This is a genomic window from Pantoea sp. SGAir0215, assembly GCF_043543215.1.
Genome location: NZ_CP028031.1, coordinates 595708 through 616363 on the forward strand (window position 1 = coordinate 595708; position 20656 = coordinate 616363).

Genomic DNA, 20656 nt, shown 5'->3' on the forward strand with positions numbered 1-20656 from the left:
GTTACAGGCGGTCATCCCCTGATTTCTTGCGTTCTTATTAACATTAAAAGCCGCGCTATCGAACCTTATGAAACAAAAAAGCTGACATCGATTAACGCTTTCGCGCATCATACCCTATAGAGTATTGCGTTCGCTAAAACGCTGCGGCTCGACGATCGTAAGGACATAGATGTGATTATGGCTCAACCCCATCTTTTGGCAGAAAGAATTTCTCGGCTCAGCAATGCGTTAGAAAAAGGTTTGTATGAGCGACATCATGCCATTCGCCTTTGCCTGCTGGCCGCACTTAGCGGCGAAAGCGTTTTTTTACTTGGCCCGCCAGGTATTGCAAAAAGCCTGATTGCCCGCCGACTGAAATGCGCCTTTCAACATGCCCGTGCCTTTGAATATTTGATGACCCGCTTCTCCACACCGGAAGAAGTCTTTGGTCCCCTTTCCATCCAGGCATTGAAAGATGAAGGCCGCTATCAGAGGCTGACCAAAGGTTATTTACCGGACGCTGAAATCGTTTTTCTGGATGAGATCTGGAAAGCCGGCCCGGCCATCCTGAATACGCTGCTCACCGCCATCAACGAACGCCGCTTTCGCAATGGCGATAGCGAAGAAAAAATTCCGATGCGCCTGCTGGTCACCGCCTCGAATGAGTTACCGGAAGCCGACAGCGGACTGGAAGCCCTGTATGACCGTATGTTGATCCGCCTGTGGCTGGACAACGTGCATGAAAAACAAAACTTCCGCAGCATGCTGACCCACCAGCAGGATGAAAATGACAATCCGGTAGCCGAGTCGCTGCGCATCAGTGACGAAGAATATGTGCAATGGCAGCAAGGCATCAGTCAGGTTGCGTTGCCGGATAATGTCTTTGAACTGATTTACCAGCTACGTCAGCACCTGGAGAAGCTACCAGAGGCACCCTACATTTCCGATCGCCGCTGGAAAAAAGCCATTCACCTGTTGCAGGCCAGCGCTTTTTACAGTGGCCGCAATGCGATAGCGCCTCTCGATCTGATCCTGCTTAAGGACTGCCTGTGGCACGACGTCGCATCGATGAAAATTCTGGACAGTGAAATCGATCAGTTGATGACGCAGCACGCCTGGCAACAGCAAACGATCCTGCTGAAACTCCAGCAGCTCAAAGCGCGTCGGCTGGCGTTGCAACAGCAGCAAAGCGTCGCTGCTGCAATTACGCTGGAAAAACACAGCGGTATGTTTAGCCGTAAACCCCATTACGATTTGCCCGAAAGCTTTACCGAGGCACAGTTAACCCTGATGTTGCAGAAACCCCTGGTGCTGCACGACATGCAGGTGACGCATTTGGTGATCGAGCGCGAAGCGCTGGATCACTGGCTGCAAAAAGGTGGTGATGTGCGCGGTAAATTAAATGGCATCGGTTTTGCGCAGACGCTGGATTTGCTGGTGGATGCGCAGCACTGCCTGGCGATACGCGACGTCAGTTTGCAAACCGCCAGGCTGACATTGCCGGGTGCCAGCAGCGCCGATGCCTTGCCGCAGGAAATCAGCGACGCGCTGGATGAACTTGACGGCCAGTTGCGTCAACAGCGTCACCTTTTCAGCCAGCAGCAACGTTGCCTGTTTATCAGCGATGACTGGCTGGCACGCGTCGAAACCAGCCTGCAGGATGTGGCGGAACAGCTCAAACAGGCGCGTAAATGATCTCACTGGAGACGCTGAGTACATTGCTGTCAATCGGCGAAACGGACCTGATTGAAGAGCTTATTCTGGCCTTACTCGCGTCTCCACAGCTGGCGCTGTTCTTTGAAAAATTCCCCGGTATGAAGAAGGCGCTGCTACGTGACGTCCCTCGCTGGAAAGCCGAGATTGACGCCGAACTCAAAGCCACGCCCGTTCCCGACATGCTGGCGGAAGAATTTCAGCTGTTTCAGCGTATTCAGTTACTCAGCGATCGTGAATTTAGCCAGCAGCTTGATGAAACGCTTGCTCACCTCGAACGCCTGACGTCCCCTTTCTTAGAGGAAGCTCGACGGCTGCTGCTGCATAACGATCCCGGTAATCTCAGCACCGCACAACATACCTTATTCCTGCAACGCTGGCGGCTCAGCCTCACACTGCAAACGCTCACGCTGAATGAACAACTCCTTGAGCAGCAGCGTGAACGTCTGATGGCAGAGTTGCAGCAACGTATGGCGCTGAGCGGGCAGCTGGCGCCGGTACTGGCGGATGATGACGAAGCCGCAGCCGGACGCTTGTGGGATATGGGCAAAGCCCCGCTCCAGCACGGCGATTACGAGTTGATGCTGCAATATGGGGATTTTCTTGCGCAGCAGCCTGAATTAATGAAGCTGGCTCAGCAACTGGGCCGCAGCCGGGAAGCAAAGTCGGTGCCTTCACAGGATGCCCCGCTGGAAACATTCCATCATCTGGTACGCGAACCGGATGCCGTGCCGGAAGAAGTCAGCGGTATTCATCAGAGCGATGATGTGCTGCGTTTATTACCGCCCGAGCTTGCGGCATTAAGCGTCAGTGAACTGGAACTTGAGTTTTACCGCCGCCTGGTAGAGAAGCGATTACTTACTTACAAACTTCAGGGTGACGCGTGGCACGAAAAGATCACTCAGCGTCCGGTCAGCCACCAGCAGCATGAAGAACAGCCACGTGGCCCCTTTATCGTTTGTGTCGATACGTCCGGCTCGATGGGCGGTTTCAATGAGCGATGTGCAAAAGCCTTTTGCCTGGCCCTTCTCAAGATTGCGCTGGCCGATCGGCGGCGCTGTTACATCATGTTATTCGCGCATGACGTAATTGGTTACGAATTAACGAGCGATGACGGACTGGAGCAGGCCATTCGTTTTCTCAGCCAGCGTTTTCGCGGTGGCACCGACCTGGCAGCCTGCCTTTCCGCCGTCATTGCCCGCATGGAAGGGCCGCAATGGCAGGATGCGGATGCCGTCATCGTGTCTGATTTTATCGCGCAACGCCTGCCAGATGAGGTTGTGCGCAGCGTTAAACATCGCCAGCAACAGCAGCAGCAACGCTTTCACGCTGTCGCCATGTCTGCGCACGGAAAACCCGGCATCATGCGTATCTTTGACCATATCTGGCGTTTTGATACCGGCATAAAAAGCCGTTTATTGCGTCACTGGCGCCGTTAAGCCCTACGGCAGAAATTCCATTTTGCTTTATAGTAAATATCTGCAATTACTTATTCAGCAATCTGGAGTGCCCTGTGAACGCTGTTCAACACCATCATGATTTGCCAGCCCCAACCCGAACATTGCTGCTCGCTGGCCAAAACGTCGAACAAAAACGTGCCGAGCTCCTGGCTTATTTCAACCAGACCTGGGCGCTGTACGAGGATCTGTTTACCTGCCTCAACGATCAACGCGCCTGGTTTACAAAAGCGATACCGCTGCGTCATCCGCTGATCTTCTATTTCGGCCACACCGCCACCTTTTATATAAACAAGCTCATGGCAGGCCGCTACATCGACTCACGTATTGACGATCGCATCGAAGCGATGCTGGCAATAGGCGTCGATGAAATGAGCTGGGATGATCTTAATGACAGTCACTATGACTGGCCTTCAGTGGAAGCTGTACGCGATTATCGCGGCAGTGTGAAAGCACTGGTGACGCAGTTTATTGAAACGATGCCGCTGGAATTGCCTGTTAGCTGGGACAGTCCGGCCTGGGTTATTTTGATGGGCATTGAGCATGAACGTATTCATCTTGAAACATCCAGCGTACTGATTCGGCAGTTACCGGTTGAATGGGTAAAACCGCAACCACAATGGCCGGTCTGCAGCGAAGCGCGTCACGATCGCCAGTCCGTCCCGACAAACAGCCTGGTTTCTCAGCCAGGCGGACTGATTACGCTGGGTAAAACCGATGACACCTACGGCTGGGACAACGAATACGGCACGCAGCAGACCGAGCTGAAACCGTTTAAAGCCAGCAAAATGCTGGTCAGTAATGCCGAGTTTTATACCTTTATCGAAGCGGGCGGTTACCAGAACGATCGCTGGTGGGATGAAGAAGGGCTGGGCTGGCGTAAGTTTGCCAGGGCGACAATGCCGACCTTCTGGGTCGGCAACGCCGCGATGCCCGATCAGCTAAAACTGCGTTTGATGTGCGAAGAAGTGGCAATGCCATGGGACTGGCCTGCTGAGGTGAATCAGTTGGAAGCGGCCGCGTTTTGCCGCTGGAAAGCCGAGGAAACCGGAAAATCTGTGCAGTTGCCTTGCGAAGCAGAATGGTACCAGTTGCGTGAACAGGTTGAAGGCGACCAGCCAGACTGGGATCAGGCGCCGGGCAACATAAACCTGGCCTACTGGGCTTCATCCTGTCCTGTTGATCGCTTCCCACAGGGTGAGTTCTTTGACATCGTGGGGAACGTCTGGCAGTGGACGACTACGCCAACCAATGGCTTTGAGGGCTTCAAAGTTCATCCCCTTTACGATGATTTCTCGACACCTACCTTTGATGGTAAGCATTCACTTATTAAAGGTGGCAGTTGGATATCGACTGGCAATGAAGCCATTAAATCGTCACGTTATGCCTTCCGTCGCCACTTTTTCCAGCATGCCGGCTTCCGCTATGTCGTTTCTTCCCATCAGGAAACCATGGCGCTGAACCCTTATGAAACCGACAGCATGGTTTCACAATATCTCGATTTCCAATACGGCCCACGGTATTTCGGCGTTGATAACTATGCAGAAGCGCTGGTCACACTGGCGCTGCCGCACTGTAAGAACCGCGGAGAGGCACTGGATATCGGCTGCGCGACGGGCCGCGCGAGCTTTGAGCTGGCTCGTCACTTTGCGCATGTGACCGGCATGGATTACTCGGCACGCTTTATTGATGTCGCGTTACAGCTGACCACGGGTGAGGATTTCCGTTATGTCGTGCCGGAAGAAGGCGAGTTGGTTGAGTATCGTCAGGTAAGGCTTAAGGACTTTTCTGTTACCAGCGAACAGGCAAAGCGTATTCAGTTTATCCAGGGTGATGCCTGTAATATGAAACCCCAGCCTACACGTTACGATCTGGTCCTGGCATCAAATCTGATTGATCGCCTGCGCCAGCCGGCCCGGTTCCTTCATGATGTCACCCCCATGATCCGCTCGGGTGGCCTTCTGGTTCTGTCATCGCCATACACCTGGCTTGAAGAGTTTACGCCGAAGGAAAACTGGTTGGGCGGGGTAAGGGAAAATGGCGAAGCGCTGACGACCTTACAGGCGCTACAACGCCTGCTGGCGGCAGACTTTGAGCAAATCGGTTCGCCACAGGACGTGCCGTTTGTGATTCGTGAAACCGCCCGTAAGTTCCAGCACACGCTTGCCCAGGTCACGCTCTGGCGTAAGCGTTAACCCGTGGGCAGCGGCACGTGCCGCTGTCCGTTGGTTGCCAGGGCCGTTATTTTGCTGCACATTCTCCTCAGTTCATTGAAGAAAAACGATAACGAGGATGACAATGCCTGACCATCTGCAGCTGGATAATCTGGACCGGGGCATTCTGAATGCCCTGCTGGAAAATGCGCGAACCGCCTACGCCGAGCTGGCCAAACAGTTCAATGTCAGTCCGGGAACGATTCATGTACGCGTCGAAAAGATGAAGCAGGCGGGCATCATTCTGGGCACGCGGGTCGAGATTGACCCGCGTCAGCTGGGTTTTGATGTCTGCTGTTTTATCGGCATTATCCTGAAAAGCGCCCGTGATTACCCGGCAGCCCTCAGCAAGCTTGAAGCCCTGGATGAGGTCGTGGAAGCCTGGTACACCACCGGGCACTACAGTATTTTCATTAAAGTCATGTGTCGTTCTATCGATGCCCTGCAGCAGGTGTTAATCAATAAGATCCAGACCATCGACGAAATCCAGTCCACTGAGACACTGATCTCACTGCAAAATCCAATTATGCGAACCATCAAGCCCTGATCTTTCCACCGGCTTGTGCACAATCTTATCCTTTGACGATCAGCCGTCTGACAACGGCTGTATCGGGTTTATCTAACCTAATAACCTTGTTTTCCACAGGTGGATCACTGCTTGATCACAGCGTACAATACCGGCTTCACCTCAGGAGAGCACGATGGCCGACATTACGTTAATCAGTGGCAGCACCTTAGGCAGCGCCGAATATGTTGCCGAACATCTCGAAGAAAAACTGCAGGAAGCGGGCTTCTCTACGCAGATGCTGCATGGCCCTGAGCTGGGAGAGGTGCCGCAGGAAGGCATCTGGCTGGTGGTAAGTTCAACCCACGGCGCCGGTGAGTTACCTGACAATCTGCAACCTTTTTATGATGCTATTAATGAAAGCCGTCCCGATCTGTCTGCCGTCCGTTTTGGGGCTGTTGGCATTGGCAATCATGAGTACGATCTGTTTTGTGGCGCCATCCGCAATATTGATGCTCTGCTGATTGCCTGCGGCGCGCAGCGTATCGGTGAACGACTGGAAATCGACATTCTCGAACATGAGATCCCTGAAGATCCGGCTGAAGAATGGGTGATGACCTGGAAATCCGCGATCTGAGCGGGTGTGGGATCGTGAAATAATGACGATCCCCAGCAGATAATATTGTTTTTCGTCGGATCCTGCTGTTTGTTTTGTGGATAACTACCCTGCTTTTCTGCGTATAACCGGTAGTTATCCAAAGAACAACCGTAGTTTACTTTCTGAGCTGTGGATAAGGACCTGTTTTGATCCCAGCTTATACGGATCGGGATCACCGATCATTCACAGGTATCGATCCTCGCTACCAACTTGTTTCCTTTGAGGTTTCCGCAGATATCCACAAGGCATGGCGATCCTAATAAGAGATCTAACAGAGAGATCATATAAAGAATAAAGATCTTATCTTTTAAACCTGACGATCCCGCTGCTTTCGCCTCAGCCATAATTTCAGTAGAATCCACCGCCCAGAGAGAACGATCTCTGACTATTCATCAATGAGGTACCACTTCATGTTTTATCAAGATCCTTTTGACGTCATCGTTATTGGTGGTGGTCATGCGGGCACGGAAGCTGCCATGGCAGCAGCCCGAATGGGTCAGCAAACCCTGTTACTGACCCATAACATTGATACGCTGGGACAAATGTCCTGCAATCCGGCGATCGGTGGTATCGGCAAAGGACATTTGGTAAAGGAAGTGGATGCCTTAGGCGGTTTGATGGCCAGCGCGATCGACCAGGCCGGCATTCAGTTTAGGATACTAAACGCCAGTAAAGGCCCTGCTGTTCGGGCAACGCGTGCGCAGGCCGACCGCGTGCTTTACCGTCAGGCTGTGCGTACAGCACTGGAGAATCAGCCCAACCTGATGATCTTCCAGCAGGCCGTCGATGATCTCATCGTTGAAAACGATCGTGTCGTCGGTGCTGTGACGCAAATGGGCCTGAAGTTCCGTGCCAAAACCGTTGTGTTAACCGTGGGCACGTTCCTTGACGGGAAAATTCATATCGGGCTGGATAACTACAGCGGTGGACGCGCGGGTGATCCCCCTTCTATCCCGCTGGCGAAACGTCTGCGGGCGTTACCCTTACGTGTTAATCGTCTGAAAACCGGCACACCGCCGCGTATTGACGCACGTAGCATCGACTTCAGCGTGTTATCGCCGCAGCATGGCGACAACCCCATGCCTGTGTTTTCGTTCATGGGAAGCGCGTCACAGCATCCTCAGCAGGTTCCGTGCTGGATCACCTATACCAATGAAAAAACGCATGATGTGATCCGCAATAACCTCGATCGTAGCCCCATGTATGCCGGGATCATCGAAGGGATCGGCCCACGCTATTGCCCTTCGATTGAAGACAAAGTCATGCGCTTTTCCGATCGCAATTCGCATCAGATTTTCCTTGAGCCTGAAGGGCTGACCAGCAACGAGATCTACCCGAACGGTATCTCCACCAGCCTGCCATTCGATGTGCAGATGCAGATCGTACGTTCTATGCAGGGTATGGAAAATGCAAAAATCGTGCGCCCGGGCTATGCCATTGAGTATGATTTTTTCGACCCACGTGATCTGAAACCCACGCTGGAAAGCAAATTTATTGCCGGTCTGTTCTTTGCTGGCCAGATCAACGGCACCACCGGTTACGAAGAAGCGGCGGCCCAGGGCTTGCTGGCAGGCCTGAATGCGGCAAGACAGTCTGCTGATAAGGAAAGCTGGGCGCCACGTCGTGACCAGGCCTATCTGGGCGTGCTGGTGGACGATCTTTGTACGCTCGGCACCAAAGAACCGTATCGCATGTTTACCTCGCGTGCTGAATACCGTTTGATGCTGCGTGAAGACAACGCCGATTTGCGTCTGACGGAAACGGGTCGCGAACTCGGTCTGGTGGACGATGCGCGCTGGGCGCGCTTTAACCAGAAGCTGGAAGCGATCGAGCAGGAGCGTCAGCGACTGCGTGATATTTGGGTCCATCCTAAATCCGCAAACATCGCCGACGTGAATACCGTAACCAGCGCACCGTTGACGAAAGAAGCCAGCGGTGAAGATTTGCTCCGTCGTCCTGAAATGACCTACCTGAAACTGATGACGCTGGAAGCATTTGGCCCGGCGTTAACCGATGAGCAGGCTGCTGAGCAGGTCGAAATCCAGGTGAAATACGAAGGTTATATTGCGCGCCAGCAGGAAGAGATTGAACGTCAGCTGCGAAACGAAAATACATTACTGCCTGCGACGCTGGATTATCGTCAGGTCAGCGGTCTGTCCAATGAAGTTATCGCCAAGCTGAACGATCATAAACCCACGTCAATTGGTCAGGCGTCACGCATTTCAGGCATTACGCCTGCGGCAATCTCGATTTTACTTATTTACCTGAAAAAACAAGGTCTGTTGCGCAAAAGCGCCTGATCTGAACCGGGGCGGGCTTACCCGCCCCCGCTGACTGGACTTATGCTGTGATCAACAAACTCACTTCGCTGCTGCAAGCGGCAAACATTTCTCTTACCGATCAACAAAAACAGCAACTGGTAGCCTACGTCGGGCTGCTGGATAAATGGAATAAAGCCTACAATCTGACGTCCGTACGGGATCCCCAGCAGATGCTGGTGCGCCATATTCTGGACAGCATTGTGGTTGCGCCGCATCTTAAAGGTGCCCGCTTTATCGATGTCGGGACAGGGCCGGGCTTACCTGGTATTCCTCTGTCCATCGTCATGCCTGATGCGCATTTCACTTTACTGGACAGCCTCGGTAAGCGTGTGCGTTTTTTACGGCAGGTCCAGCATGAACTCGGTTTGACCAATATCACGCCAGTGCAGAGCAGGGTAGAGGACTTTCCTGCAGAGCCGCCATTTGACGGCGTCATCAGCCGTGCTTTTGCCTCCCTGGACGATATGGTGAGCTGGTGCCACCACTTACCGGCGGAAGACGGCCACTTTTATGCTCTTAAAGGCGTACGGCCTGATGATGAAATTGCCAACCTGCCTGCGGGCTATGTGCTTGATAGCGTGGTTGCATTGCGGGTACCCCAGCTTGAGGGTGAACGTCACCTGGTCATTATCGGACGTGAATAGCTGAAGTTTGCACCGTGCGCGACGACGAGGCATGGTGCATGTGTTACCAAAGATGCGGTAGGGCGACATTTGTCTCATCGGTTATTTCACCTCGCAATGTTAAATACCCACGCGGAAATTATCTGAAAAACTTTTTCACATTTAACTTTTACTTCACAACTTTTTATCAAAATAATCACGCATTCCTGGAATTTTCCAGGTGTGAATCACCCATTATCCGGTTAAACGGCAATGAAATGTGGTCACGGGGAATAAGCATTTTACGATTCTGAACCCGTCTTCGATGTCAATAGACCCTTTTTATCGCCATTACGAAAAAATGAGGCGGTAATTCTTTTTAAGTAACTTTCCATAAAGGGTTTATTTATTGATTCTTAGCTCAGGTAATTACAGGACGATAAAACCTGCTACGGTGCGAATGCTTATTATGTGATCTAAAGCACGCTTTAAAACAGCATGACGACCGAACTTTTCGGCGTGTAATTCGTAACGACCGGCTCTCTATCTTTGGAAAAATAGTCCTTCGGAAAGAAATTTAGATAATTGTTCACCTTTTCGTTACTTAACGATTGAAATCACAGGTGCGGCCCGTATAATTTGCACGGCTTTTGCTACTTGACTCAAATGCACAAAGGCAGTCTTATACGACACGCGACATACCCCTAAAGGGGCAGGAGAGTATCAGCGTCATGTCAGTGTCTCTTTACAGTGTAAAATACGCCCGAACGGTGCTGATGATTCAGTTAGTGACCATTGTCATCGTCGGTGTTCTCTTTTTTGCCCTGAAAGATATGACCTGGGGCGCCTCTGCACTTGCTGGCGGCGTGGCAGCCTGGCTGCCGAACGTGTTGTTCTTGTTTATAGCCTGGCGCCTGCAAGGGCAAACCCCGGCATCGGGGCGCGTCGCATGGAGCTTTGCTTTGGGTGAAATAGCCAAAGTGTTCGCGACCATTATTTTGCTCATTGTGGCGTTGGGTGTATTCGATGCGGTCTTTTGGCCGGTCGGAGTAGCCTGGTTATCGGTGCTGGTCGTACAGATGTTGGCACCGGCGGTAATTAACAACAAAGGGTAAGAGGCATCATGGCTGCAGGAGAAATCTCTACTCCGCAAGAGTACATTGGTCACCACCTGACTCATCTTCAGTTGGACCTGCGTACCTTCGAGTTAGTGAATGCTCACGACGCTCCCGCGACGTTCTGGGTATTAAATATCGATTCCATGTTTTTCTCTCTGGTGCTGGGAGTTATCTTCCTGGTGTTGTTCCGTAGCGTGGCGAAAAGCGTCACCAGCGGTGTGCCAGGGAAAATGCAGGCGGCTATCGAGCTGGTTGTCGGTTTCGTTGATAGCAACGTGCGCGACATGTATCACGGTAAAAGTAAACTTATCGCCCCGCTGGCTCTGACAATTTTTGTCTGGGTCTTCCTGATGAACTTCATGGATCTGCTGCCAATCGATCTGCTGCCGTATATCGGTGAGCATTGGTTAGGCCTGCCAGCGCTTCGCGTTGTGCCGTCCGCAGACGTGAACATCACGTTATCTATGGCGTTGGGCGTCTTTATTTTGATTCTGTTCTACAGCATCAAAATGAAAGGCATTGGCGGCTTCACGAAAGAGCTGACGCTGCAGCCTTTTAATCACCCGATCTTTATCCCCATCAACCTGATTCTGGAAGGTGTTAGCCTGCTGTCCAAACCGGTTTCTCTCGGTCTGCGACTGTTCGGTAACATGTATGCGGGTGAACTGATCTTTATCCTTATTGCCGGTCTGTTGCCGTGGTGGTCACAGTGGGTTCTGAATGTGCCGTGGGCCATTTTCCACATCCTGATCATTTCGCTACAGGCTTTCATCTTCATGGTCCTCACGATTGTCTATCTGTCGATGGCATCTGAAGAACATTGATTTTTTTCTCAACAATACGCGTTTAACTGAAACAAACTGGAGACTGTCATGGAAAACCTGAATATGGATCTGCTGTACATGGCTGCCGCTGTGATGATGGGACTGGCGGCAATCGGTGCTGCGATCGGTATCGGCATCCTCGGAGGAAAATTCCTGGAAGGCGCTGCTCGTCAGCCTGACCTGATTCCTCTGCTGCGCACGCAGTTCTTTGTTGTAATGGGTCTGGTGGATGCAATCCCAATGATCGCTGTTGGTCTGGGCCTCTACGTGATGTTTGCTGTCGCCTAAAGCCCTGTGTTCACTCTGCGCCCGGCGCAGGCGTGAACGGATTCTGCCGTTTATCACTGATAGCGGCAGAAAAGTTTACTACTTAATTAGAGGCATTGTGCTGTGAACATTAATGCAACAATCCTCGGCCAGGCCATCGCGTTCATCCTGTTTGTCGCGTTCTGCATGAAGTACGTATGGCCGCCGATTATGGCTGCCATCGAAAAGCGCCAGAAAGAAATTGCTGAAGGCCTTGCTTCTGCTGAACGCGCGAAGAAAGATTTGGATCTCGCGCAGGCTAATGCGACCGACCAGCTGAAAAAAGCGAAAGAGGAAGCTCAGGTCATTATCGAGCAGGCGAACAAGCGTCGCACGCAGATTCTGGACGAAGCCAAGACTGAAGCTGATAACGAACGTACTCGCATCGTGGCACAAGCGCAGGCTGAAATTGACGCCGAGCGTAAACGTGCACGTGAAGAACTGCGTAAGCAAGTCGCGTTGCTGGCAATGGCTGGCGCCGAGAAGATCATCGAACGTTCCGTGGATGAAGCTGCTAACAGCGACATCGTTGATAAACTGGTCGCTGAACTGTAAGGAGGGAGGGGCTGATGTCTGATCTGATTACTGTAGCTCGCCCCTACGCCAAAGCAGCTTTTGACTTTGCTGTTGAGCATCAAAGTATTGAACGCTGGCAAAAGATGCTGGCGTTTGCCGCAGAAGTGGCTGCCAATGAACAGATGGCTGACCTGCTTTCCGGTGCGTTAGCACCTGAAGCGTTGGCTGCCTCGTTTAACGCAGTCTGTGGTGATCAACTGGATGAACCCGCGCAGAACCTGATTAAGGTGATGGCGGAAAACGGACGTTTGACAGCGCTTCCAGCTGTACTGGCGCAATTCATTCAACTTCGGGACGCGTATGAAGCGACGGCCGAAGTGGATGTCATTTCTGCCAGCACGCTGAGTGACGACCAGCTGACTAAAATCAGCGCCGCGATGGAAAAACGTCTGTCACGCAAAGTTAAGCTGAATTGCAAAATTGATAAGTCTGTGATGGCAGGCGTGATCATCCGTTCGGGTGATCTGGTGATTGATGGCAGCGTACGCGGCCGTCTTGACCGTCTGGCAGACGTCTTGCAGTCTTAAGGGGACTGGAGCATATGCAACTGAATTCCACCGAAATCAGCGAACTGATCAAGCAGCGCATTGCTCAGTTCAATGTCGTGAGCGAAGCTCACAATGAAGGTACTATTGTTTCTGTAAGTGACGGTATCATCCGCGTACACGGCCTGGCCGATGTAATGCAGGGTGAGATGATTTCCCTGCCGGGAAACCGTTACGCTATCGCCCTGAACCTCGAGCGTGACTCTGTAGGTGCCGTGGTGATGGGTCCGTATGCTGACCTGGCCGAAGGCATGAAGGTCAAGTGTACTGGCCGTATTCTGGAAGTACCGGTTGGCCGTGGCCTGCTGGGCCGCGTGGTGAACACCCTGGGTGCACCTATCGACGGTAAAGGCGCAATCGACAACGACGGCTTCTCGCCAGTCGAAGTGATTGCACCCGGTGTTATCGATCGTCAGTCCGTAGACCAGCCTGTTCAGACGGGTTACAAATCTGTCGATGCGATGATTCCAATCGGCCGTGGCCAGCGTGAGCTGATCATCGGTGACCGTCAGACCGGTAAAACCGCGATGGCAATCGACGCCATCATCAACCAGCGTGATTCAGGCATCAAGTGTGTCTACGTTGCGATTGGTCAGAAAGCGTCAACCATTTCTAACGTGGTACGTAAACTGGAAGAACACGGTGCGCTGTCTAACACCATCGTTGTTGTGGCTTCTGCATCTGAGTCTGCTGCACTGCAGTACCTGGCTCCGTATGCGGGTTGCGCCATGGGCGAATACTTCCGTGACCGCGGTGAAGATGCGCTGATCGTATACGATGATCTGTCTAAGCAGGCTGTTGCATACCGTCAGATTTCTCTGCTGCTGCGCCGTCCACCAGGTCGTGAAGCATTCCCGGGCGACGTGTTCTATCTCCACTCTCGCCTGCTGGAGCGTGCATCACGCGTTAGCGCTGACTACGTTGAGCGCTTCACCAATGGTGAAGTAAAAGGCCAGACCGGTTCTCTGACCGCACTGCCTATCATCGAAACTCAGGCGGGTGACGTTTCTGCGTTCGTTCCGACCAACGTAATCTCGATTACTGATGGTCAGATCTTCCTGGAATCTAACCTGTTCAACTCCGGTATCCGTCCGGCTGTTAACCCGGGTATCTCTGTATCCCGTGTAGGTGGTGCTGCTCAGACCAAGATCATCAAGAAACTGTCCGGTGGTATTCGTACCGCGCTGGCACAGTACCGTGAACTGGCTGCATTCTCCCAGTTTGCGTCTGATCTGGACGATGCAACCCGTAAACAGCTGAGCCACGGTCAGAAAGTGACCGAGCTGCTGAAGCAGAAACAGTATGCGCCGATGTCTGTCGCGCAACAGGGTCTGGTTCTTTTCGCAGCGGAACGCGGCTATCTGAACGACGTTGAGCTGGCAAAAATTGGTAGCTTCGAAGCGGCTCTGCTGGCGTTCGCAGATCGCGATCACGCCGAGCTGATGGCTGAAATCAACCAGTCTGGTAACTTCAATAACGACATCGAAGAGAAGCTGAAAGGCCTCCTTGAGACGTTTAAAGCAACCCAGTCCTGGTAATGTCTGGCGGCTTGTCTGAAAAGGCAGGCCGCAAGGCTTTGAGGAGAAGCTAATGGCCGGCGCAAAAGAAATACGTACCAAGATTGGAAGCGTAAAAAATACGCAGAAGATCACCAAAGCGATGGAAATGGTCGCCGCCTCCAAAATGCGTAAAACGCAGGAACGCATGGCGGCCAGCCGTCCGTATGCAGATACCATGCGCAAAGTGATTGGTCACCTTGCGTTAGGCAATCTGGAATACAAGCACCCTTACCTGGATGAGCGCGACGTTAAGCGCGTCGGCTACCTGGTCGTTTCGACTGACCGCGGGCTTTGTGGTGGTTTGAACGTTAACCTGTTCAAAAAATTGCTGGCAGAGATGAAGGCCTGGTCCGACAAAGGCGTACAGAGCGATCTGGCCATTGTGGGATCGAAAGGCGTGTCATTCTTCGGCGCTGTTGGTGGCAATGTAGTGGCACAGGTCACTGGCATGGGCGATAAGCCTGCGCTGTCTGATCTTATTGGCCCGGTAAAAGTGATGTTGCAGGCCTACGATGAAGGCCGTATCGACAAGCTGTACATTGTTAACAACAAGTTCAACAACACCATGTCTCAGACTCCGACCATTACCCAACTGCTGCCGTTACCGCCAGCGGAAGGTGAAGAAGAGATGAAGGCGAAGACCTGGGATTACCTGTACGAGCCCGATCCGAAAGCGCTGCTGGATACGCTGCTGCGTCGCTATGTCGAATCGCAGGTTTATCAGGGTGTGGTGGAAAACCTGGCCAGTGAGCAGGCCGCACGTATGGTGGCAATGAAAGCTGCAACCGATAACGGCGGAAATCTGATCAAAGAGCTGCAGTTGGTTTACAACAAAGCTCGTCAGGCCAGCATCACCCAGGAACTTACCGAGATCGTCTCGGGAGCCTCCGCGGTTTAACCAGGTTTGGAATTAGGTAGAGGATTCAAGATGGCAGCTGGAAAGATTGTCCAGATTATCGGCGCCGTAGTTGACGTCGAATTCCCTCAGGATGCAGTACCGCAAGTGTACAGCGCTCTTGAGGTTAAGAATGGTGATGCTCGTCTGGTGCTGGAAGTTCAGCAGCAGCTGGGTGGTGGCGTAGTGCGTACTATCGCCATGGGTACTTCTGACGGCCTGAAGCGCGGTCTGGAAGTTGCCGACCTGAAAAAACCGATCCAGGTACCGGTTGGTAAAGCAACCCTCGGCCGTATCATGAACGTGCTGGGCGAGCCTATCGACATGAAAGGCGACCTGAAAGAAGAAGATGGCAGTGCAGTAGAGGTTTCCTCTATTCACCGCCCTGCGCCTTCTTATGAAGAGCAGTCTAACTCGCAGGAACTGCTGGAAACCGGCATCAAGGTTATCGACCTGATGTGTCCGTTCGCGAAGGGCGGTAAAGTCGGTCTGTTCGGTGGTGCGGGTGTGGGTAAAACCGTAAACATGATGGAGCTGATCCGTAACATTGCGGCTGAGCACTCAGGTTACTCGGTATTTGCCGGCGTGGGTGAGCGTACTCGTGAGGGTAACGACTTCTACCACGAAATGACTGACTCCAACGTTATCGACAAAGTTGCGCTGGTGTATGGCCAGATGAACGAGCCGCCGGGTAACCGTCTGCGCGTTGCACTGACCGGTCTGACCATGGCGGAGAAATTCCGTGATGAAGGCCGTGACGTTCTGCTGTTCATCGACAACATCTACCGTTATACCCTGGCCGGTACAGAAGTCTCTGCACTGCTGGGTCGTATGCCATCTGCGGTAGGTTATCAGCCAACGCTGGCAGAAGAGATGGGTGTGTTGCAGGAGCGTATTACCTCCACCAAAACCGGTTCAATCACCTCCGTACAGGCCGTTTACGTCCCTGCGGATGACCTGACTGACCCGTCACCGGCAACCACCTTTGCTCACTTAGACTCAACAGTCACCCTGAGCCGTCAGATCGCCTCTCTGGGTATCTACCCAGCCGTTGATCCGCTGGACTCAACCAGCCGTCAGCTGGATCCACTGGTTGTGGGTCAGGAGCACTACGATGTTGCACGTGGCGTACAGTCACTGCTGCAGCGTTATCAGGAACTGAAAGACATTATCGCCATCCTGGGTATGGACGAACTGTCTGAAGAAGACAAACTGCTGGTGGCACGTGCGCGTAAGATTCAGCGCTTCCTGTCTCAGCCGTTCTTCGTAGCAGAAGTGTTCACCGGTTCTCCAGGTAAATACGTGACGCTGAAAGACACCATCCGTGGCTTTAAAGGCATCATGGAAGGTGAATTTGACCACCTGCCAGAGCAGGCCTTCTACATGGTTGGTGCCATCGAAGAAGCGGTCGAAAAAGCGAAGAAACTGTAATAACGGTTTCCCAGGAGGAAAATTATGGCTATGACTTATCACCTGGATGTTGTCAGTGCAGAGAGCCAACTGTTCTCTGGTCTGGTACAGAAAATTCAGGTGTCAGGTAGCGAAGGTGAACTGGGGATTTTCCCTGGCCACGCCCCGCTGCTGACTGCCATTAAGCCTGGAATGATCCGTATCGTGAAACAGCACGGCGAAGAGGAGTTTATTTACCTCTCTGGCGGCGTGCTGGAAGTGCAGCCTGGCAGCACTACCGTTCTGGCCGATACCGCTATTCGCGGTACCGATCTGGACGAAGCGCGTGCCCTGGAAGCAAAACGTAAAGCAGAAGAGCATATGAACAGCAGCCACGGCGACGTGGACTATGCTCAGGCTTCTGCGGAACTGGCGAAAGCCATTGCCAAACTGCGCGTGATCGAGCTGACCAAAAAAGCGATGTAATCCGGCTTTATGCGTCACGAAATGCCAGCCCATCGGGCTGGCATTTTTTTTATCTGAAGCCCGGATAGCGGGATAATAGCTAATTTCGGAACGAGAAAAATGTAGTAATCTCAGTGCTAAATCGTTTAACGTTCCTCAGTCAAAAAACAGTCAGGATAGATATGTCTAACAGTGCGATGAGTGTGGTGATTCTTGCGGCTGGCAAGGGCACACGTATGTATTCCGATCTGCCAAAAGTCTTGCATACGCTGGCAGGTAAACCGATGGTTCAGCACGTCATTGATGCCGCTAAAGGGCTGGGTGCGCAACAGGTTCATCTGGTTTACGGACACGGCGGTGACCAGCTCAAAGCCACGTTAACCGACAGTGCCGTTAACTGGGTGTTGCAGGCAGAACAACTCGGTACCGGGCATGCCATGCAGCAGGCAGCTCCGCACTTTGCAGACGACGAAGACATCATGATGCTTTATGGTGATGTTCCGCTGATTTCTGAAGAGACATTACAACGTCTGCGCGACGCGAAGCCGGAAGGCGGGATTGGACTGTTAACCGTCGTACTGGATAACCCTACGGGCTACGGCCGCATCGTGCGTGAAAATGGCACCATCGTCGGCATTATTGAGCAGAAAGATGCCAGCCCTGCGCAACTGGCCATTAATGAAATCAATACTGGCATCCTGATCGCTAACGGTGGTGATCTAAAACGCTGGCTGGCAAAACTTACCAATAATAATGCTCAGGGTGAATATTACATCACCGACATCATTGCCCTGGCGCATCAGGAAGGTCGGGTCATCAATGCGGTACACCCGGCACGCAATAGCGAAACTGATGGCGTAAATAACCGTCTGCAACTGGCAACTCTCGAGCGCACTTACCAGCAGGAGCAGGCAGAAAAACTGCTGCTTGCGGGCGTTATGCTACGCGATCCGGCACGCTTCGACCTGCGCGGCACGCTGCAGCATGGTCGGGACGTTGAGATCGACGTCAACGTCATTATTGAAGGCCAGGTAACGCTGGGCAATCGGGTCAAAATTGGTGCGGGCTGCGTCATTAAAAACAGCGTCATCAGCGATGATTGCGAGATTAGCCCCTATTCGGTGATCGAGGATGCGAATCTGGCCACTGACTGTACGGTCGGCCCGTTCGCGCGTTTACGTCCCGGCAGTGAACTGGCCCAGGCCGCCCACGTCGGCAATTTCGTTGAAATGAAAAAAGCCCGACTCGGGAAAGGCTCTAAAGCAGGTCACCTGTCTTATCTGGGTGATGCGGAGATCGGTGCCAATGTGAATATCGGTGCAGGGACGATTACCTGCAATTACGATGGCGCAAATAAATTCAAAACCGTTATTGGCGACAATGTATTTGTTGGCTCGGATACGCAGCTGGTCGCCCCGGTGAGTGTGGCGGCAGGCGCAACGATTGCCGCCGGAACAACGGTGATGAAAGACATTTCCACTGCCGATCTGGTCTATAACCGTAAAGAGCAGAATCACAAAGCCGGCTGGCAGCGCCCGCAGAAGAAAAAATAATTTTTACGGCCCGGGCTAAACGGGCCGCTTGCAGTACCAAAACTATAATCCCCACTCTCTACAAGGCTCGGGGAACCGGCAATGCCGGACTATCAGGTCATATGACAACGCAATGGCAAACAGCCATGAAGTCAGGAAATAACTTATGTGTGGAATTGTTGGTGCAGTAGCACAACGTGATATCGCAGAAATTTTGTTAGAAGGTTTACGCCGCCTGGAATACCGCGGTTATGACTCAGCTGGTCTGGCCGTCGTCGATCAGCAAGGTCATGTTACCCGTCTGCGTCGCCTGGGCAAAGTTCAGATGCTGGCTGCCGCAGCGGAAGAACAACCTCTGAACGGCGGAACCGGTATCGCGCATACGCGCTGGGCAACCCATGGCGAACCCTCAGAGGCCAATGCGCATCCGCACGTTTCTGAGCACATCGTTATAGTGCACAACGGTATTATCGAAAACCATGAGCCGCTTCGTGAAGCGCTGATTGCGCAGGGTTACCATTTCAGCTCAGAAACCGATACCGAAGTGGTAGCGCATCTGGTTCATCTGGAGCAGAAAAAGGGCGGTTCGCTGCGTGAAGTCGTGCAGCGTGTGATTCCCCAACTACGCGGTGCCTATGGCATGGTGATCATGGACAGTCGCGATCCATCGTGTCTGGTGGCCGCCCGTTCAGGCAGCCCACTGGTGATCGGTCGTGGTGTGGGTGAAAACTTCATTGCTTCTGACCAGCTGGCACTGTTGCCGGTCACTCGCCGCTTTATTTATCTGGAAGAGGGCGATATCGCTGAAATCAGCCGTCGCGATGTTACGATCGTCGATCGTGCGGGTAATACCGTGCGCCGCGATGAGATCGAATCCAGCGTACAGTACGATGCCGGCGATAAAGGTATCTATCGCCATTACATGCAAAAAGAGATCTATGAGCAGCCAAATGCGATTAAAAACACCTTAACGGGGCGTTTTAATCACGGTGCAGTCGATCTCAGCGAACTGGGGCCAAATGCAGAAGCGCTGCTCAGCAAGGTTGAGCACATCCAGATCATCGCCTGTGGCACTTCTTACAACTCTGGCATGGTCTCGCGTTACTGGTTCGAGGCGCTGGCAAACCTCCCTTGTGATGTCGAGATTGCGTCCGAATTCCGCTACCGTAAATCGGCGGTACGTAAAAACAGCCTGCTGATTACCCTGTCTCAGTCGGGGGAAACGGCGGATACGCTGGCCGCGCTGCGCCTGTCGAAAGAGCTGGGGTACCTGGGATCGCTGGCTATCTGTAACGTCGCGGGTTCGTCGCTGGTACGTGAATCCGATCTGGCGCTGATGACCAAAGCGGGTACGGAGATTGGTGTAGCCTCTACAAAGGCCTTTACCACTCAACTGACCGTACTGCTGATGCTGGTGGCAAAACTCGGTCGCCTGAACGGCATGTCCGCAGAAAAAGAGCACGAAATTGTGCATGGTCTGCAGGCTCTGCCAAGCCGCATTGAGCAAATGCTGGCGCAGGACAAGCTGATTGAAAACCTGGCCGAAGATTTCTCTGATAAGCACCATGCCCTGTTCCTTGGTCGTGGCGATCAGTACCCTATCGCGATGGAAGGGGCGCTCAAGCTGAAGGAGATCTCGTATATTCATGCGGAAGCCTATGCGGCAGGGGAACTCAAGCACGGTCCGCTGGCGTTGATCGATGCCGATATGCCGGTCATTGTGGTGGCACCGAACAATGAACTGTTAGAGAAGCTGAAATCGAATATCGAAGAAGTACGCGCGCGTGGCGGTCTGCTGTACGTGTTTGCCGATCAGGATGCCGGTTTCAGTGACAGCGAAGGAATGAAAATCATTCCTCTGCCGCACGTCGAAGAGGCCATTGCGCCTATCTTCTATACCGTGCCGCTCCAGCTGCTCTCCTATCATGTGGCCCTGATCAAAGGCACCGATGTGGATCAGCCGCGTAACCTGGCGAAATCGGTAACGGTCGAGTAATGC

General features: G+C 52.7%; 18 protein-coding genes. All 18 read left to right on the forward strand.

What is annotated here, in order from left to right; genetic code table 11:
* The first annotated feature begins 177 nt into the window (after positions 1 to 177).
* A complete protein-coding gene (ravA, locus tag C1N64_RS02930) occupies positions 178 to 1674 on the forward strand; it encodes an ATPase RavA (protein WP_033737396.1) in 1497 nt (498 codons plus the stop codon).
* Positions 1671 to 3131: an ATPase RavA stimulator ViaA gene (gene viaA / locus C1N64_RS02935; protein ID WP_394515238.1), complete on the forward strand. Its 1461-nt coding sequence runs from the start codon at positions 1671 to 1673 to the stop codon at positions 3129 to 3131. Before ravA ends, viaA begins: the two co-directional genes overlap by 4 nt.
* A gap of 74 nt (positions 3132 to 3205) precedes the next feature.
* The gene (ovoA, locus tag C1N64_RS02940; protein WP_394515239.1) at positions 3206 to 5344 is read left to right on the forward strand and encodes a 5-histidylcysteine sulfoxide synthase; all 2139 of its coding nucleotides are present in this window, start codon (positions 3206 to 3208) and stop codon (positions 5342 to 5344) included.
* A gap of 103 nt (positions 5345 to 5447) precedes the next feature.
* On the forward strand, positions 5448 to 5909 hold the full coding sequence (gene asnC / locus C1N64_RS02945) for a transcriptional regulator AsnC (protein ID WP_006121192.1): 462 nt from the start codon (positions 5448 to 5450) through the stop codon (positions 5907 to 5909).
* Positions 5910 to 6063: 154 nt separating this feature from the next.
* A complete protein-coding gene (gene mioC / locus C1N64_RS02950; RefSeq protein ID WP_006121193.1) occupies positions 6064 to 6504 on the forward strand; it encodes an FMN-binding protein MioC in 441 nt (146 codons plus the stop codon).
* A 431-nt stretch (positions 6505 to 6935) separates the two neighbouring features.
* The gene (mnmG, locus tag C1N64_RS02955) at positions 6936 to 8825 is read left to right on the forward strand and encodes a tRNA uridine-5-carboxymethylaminomethyl(34) synthesis enzyme MnmG (RefSeq protein ID WP_394515240.1); all 1890 of its coding nucleotides are present in this window, start codon (positions 6936 to 6938) and stop codon (positions 8823 to 8825) included.
* Between the two features lie 47 nt (positions 8826 to 8872).
* On the forward strand, positions 8873 to 9490 hold the full coding sequence (gene rsmG / locus C1N64_RS02960) for a 16S rRNA (guanine(527)-N(7))-methyltransferase RsmG (protein ID WP_205955816.1): 618 nt from the start codon (positions 8873 to 8875) through the stop codon (positions 9488 to 9490).
* Positions 9491 to 10179: 689 nt separating this feature from the next.
* Positions 10180 to 10563 carry a F0F1 ATP synthase subunit I gene (gene atpI, locus C1N64_RS02965; protein ID WP_006121196.1) on the forward strand — a complete coding sequence of 128 codons (384 nt, stop codon included), beginning with the start codon at positions 10180 to 10182 and terminating at the stop codon, positions 10561 to 10563.
* An 8-nt stretch (positions 10564 to 10571) separates the two neighbouring features.
* Positions 10572 to 11390 (forward strand): F0F1 ATP synthase subunit A, encoded by an 819-nt coding sequence (gene atpB / locus C1N64_RS02970; RefSeq protein ID WP_033737226.1) that lies wholly within the window; start codon positions 10572 to 10574, stop codon positions 11388 to 11390.
* 48 nt (positions 11391 to 11438) lie between these two features.
* Entirely contained in the window at positions 11439 to 11678 is a 240-nt protein-coding gene (atpE, locus tag C1N64_RS02975; RefSeq protein WP_003849523.1) for a F0F1 ATP synthase subunit C, read from the forward strand.
* A gap of 102 nt (positions 11679 to 11780) precedes the next feature.
* Complete coding sequence (gene atpF, locus C1N64_RS02980; protein ID WP_013023933.1) at positions 11781 to 12251, forward strand: F0F1 ATP synthase subunit B; 471 nt, start codon at positions 11781 to 11783, stop codon at positions 12249 to 12251.
* 14 nt (positions 12252 to 12265) lie between these two features.
* Complete coding sequence (atpH, locus tag C1N64_RS02985) at positions 12266 to 12799, forward strand: F0F1 ATP synthase subunit delta (protein ID WP_006121199.1); 534 nt, start codon at positions 12266 to 12268, stop codon at positions 12797 to 12799.
* 14 nt (positions 12800 to 12813) lie between these two features.
* Entirely contained in the window at positions 12814 to 14355 is a 1542-nt protein-coding gene (gene atpA, locus C1N64_RS02990; protein WP_028725331.1) for a F0F1 ATP synthase subunit alpha, read from the forward strand.
* A gap of 52 nt (positions 14356 to 14407) precedes the next feature.
* The gene (gene atpG, locus C1N64_RS02995; RefSeq protein WP_006121201.1) at positions 14408 to 15274 is read left to right on the forward strand and encodes a F0F1 ATP synthase subunit gamma; all 867 of its coding nucleotides are present in this window, start codon (positions 14408 to 14410) and stop codon (positions 15272 to 15274) included.
* A 30-nt stretch (positions 15275 to 15304) separates the two neighbouring features.
* Positions 15305 to 16702 (forward strand): F0F1 ATP synthase subunit beta, encoded by a 1398-nt coding sequence (gene atpD, locus C1N64_RS03000; protein ID WP_006121202.1) that lies wholly within the window; start codon positions 15305 to 15307, stop codon positions 16700 to 16702.
* 24 nt (positions 16703 to 16726) lie between these two features.
* Complete coding sequence (locus C1N64_RS03005; RefSeq protein ID WP_013023936.1) at positions 16727 to 17146, forward strand: F0F1 ATP synthase subunit epsilon; 420 nt, start codon at positions 16727 to 16729, stop codon at positions 17144 to 17146.
* 161 nt (positions 17147 to 17307) lie between these two features.
* Positions 17308 to 18678: a bifunctional UDP-N-acetylglucosamine diphosphorylase/glucosamine-1-phosphate N-acetyltransferase GlmU gene (gene glmU, locus C1N64_RS03010; protein WP_006121204.1), complete on the forward strand. Its 1371-nt coding sequence runs from the start codon at positions 17308 to 17310 to the stop codon at positions 18676 to 18678.
* A 145-nt stretch (positions 18679 to 18823) separates the two neighbouring features.
* On the forward strand, positions 18824 to 20653 hold the full coding sequence (glmS, locus tag C1N64_RS03015; RefSeq protein WP_033737230.1) for a glutamine--fructose-6-phosphate transaminase (isomerizing): 1830 nt from the start codon (positions 18824 to 18826) through the stop codon (positions 20651 to 20653).
* Positions 20654 to 20656 lie beyond the last annotated feature (3 nt).

Excerpts from the sequence above, each read along its gene's own strand:
- ravA (WP_033737396.1), top strand. The coding sequence starts at position 178 with ATGGCTCAACCCCATCTTTTGGCAGAAAGAATTTCTCGGCTCAGCAAT.
- viaA (WP_394515238.1), top strand. The coding sequence starts at position 1,671 with ATGATCTCACTGGAGACGCTGAGTACATTGCTGTCAATCGGCGAAACG.
- asnC (WP_006121192.1), top strand. The coding sequence starts at position 5,448 with ATGCCTGACCATCTGCAGCTGGATAATCTGGACCGGGGCATTCTGAAT.
- mioC (WP_006121193.1), top strand. The coding sequence starts at position 6,064 with ATGGCCGACATTACGTTAATCAGTGGCAGCACCTTAGGCAGCGCCGAA.
- mnmG (WP_394515240.1), top strand. The coding sequence starts at position 6,936 with ATGTTTTATCAAGATCCTTTTGACGTCATCGTTATTGGTGGTGGTCAT.
- atpI (WP_006121196.1), top strand. The coding sequence starts at position 10,180 with ATGTCAGTGTCTCTTTACAGTGTAAAATACGCCCGAACGGTGCTGATG.
- atpB (WP_033737226.1), top strand. The coding sequence starts at position 10,572 with ATGGCTGCAGGAGAAATCTCTACTCCGCAAGAGTACATTGGTCACCAC.
- atpE (WP_003849523.1), top strand. The coding sequence starts at position 11,439 with ATGGAAAACCTGAATATGGATCTGCTGTACATGGCTGCCGCTGTGATG.
- atpH (WP_006121199.1), top strand. The coding sequence starts at position 12,266 with ATGTCTGATCTGATTACTGTAGCTCGCCCCTACGCCAAAGCAGCTTTT.
- atpA (WP_028725331.1), top strand. The coding sequence starts at position 12,814 with ATGCAACTGAATTCCACCGAAATCAGCGAACTGATCAAGCAGCGCATT.
- atpG (WP_006121201.1), top strand. The coding sequence starts at position 14,408 with ATGGCCGGCGCAAAAGAAATACGTACCAAGATTGGAAGCGTAAAAAAT.
- atpD (WP_006121202.1), top strand. The coding sequence starts at position 15,305 with ATGGCAGCTGGAAAGATTGTCCAGATTATCGGCGCCGTAGTTGACGTC.
- C1N64_RS03005 (WP_013023936.1), top strand. The coding sequence starts at position 16,727 with ATGGCTATGACTTATCACCTGGATGTTGTCAGTGCAGAGAGCCAACTG.
- glmU (WP_006121204.1), top strand. The coding sequence starts at position 17,308 with ATGTCTAACAGTGCGATGAGTGTGGTGATTCTTGCGGCTGGCAAGGGC.
- glmS (WP_033737230.1), top strand. The coding sequence starts at position 18,824 with ATGTGTGGAATTGTTGGTGCAGTAGCACAACGTGATATCGCAGAAATT.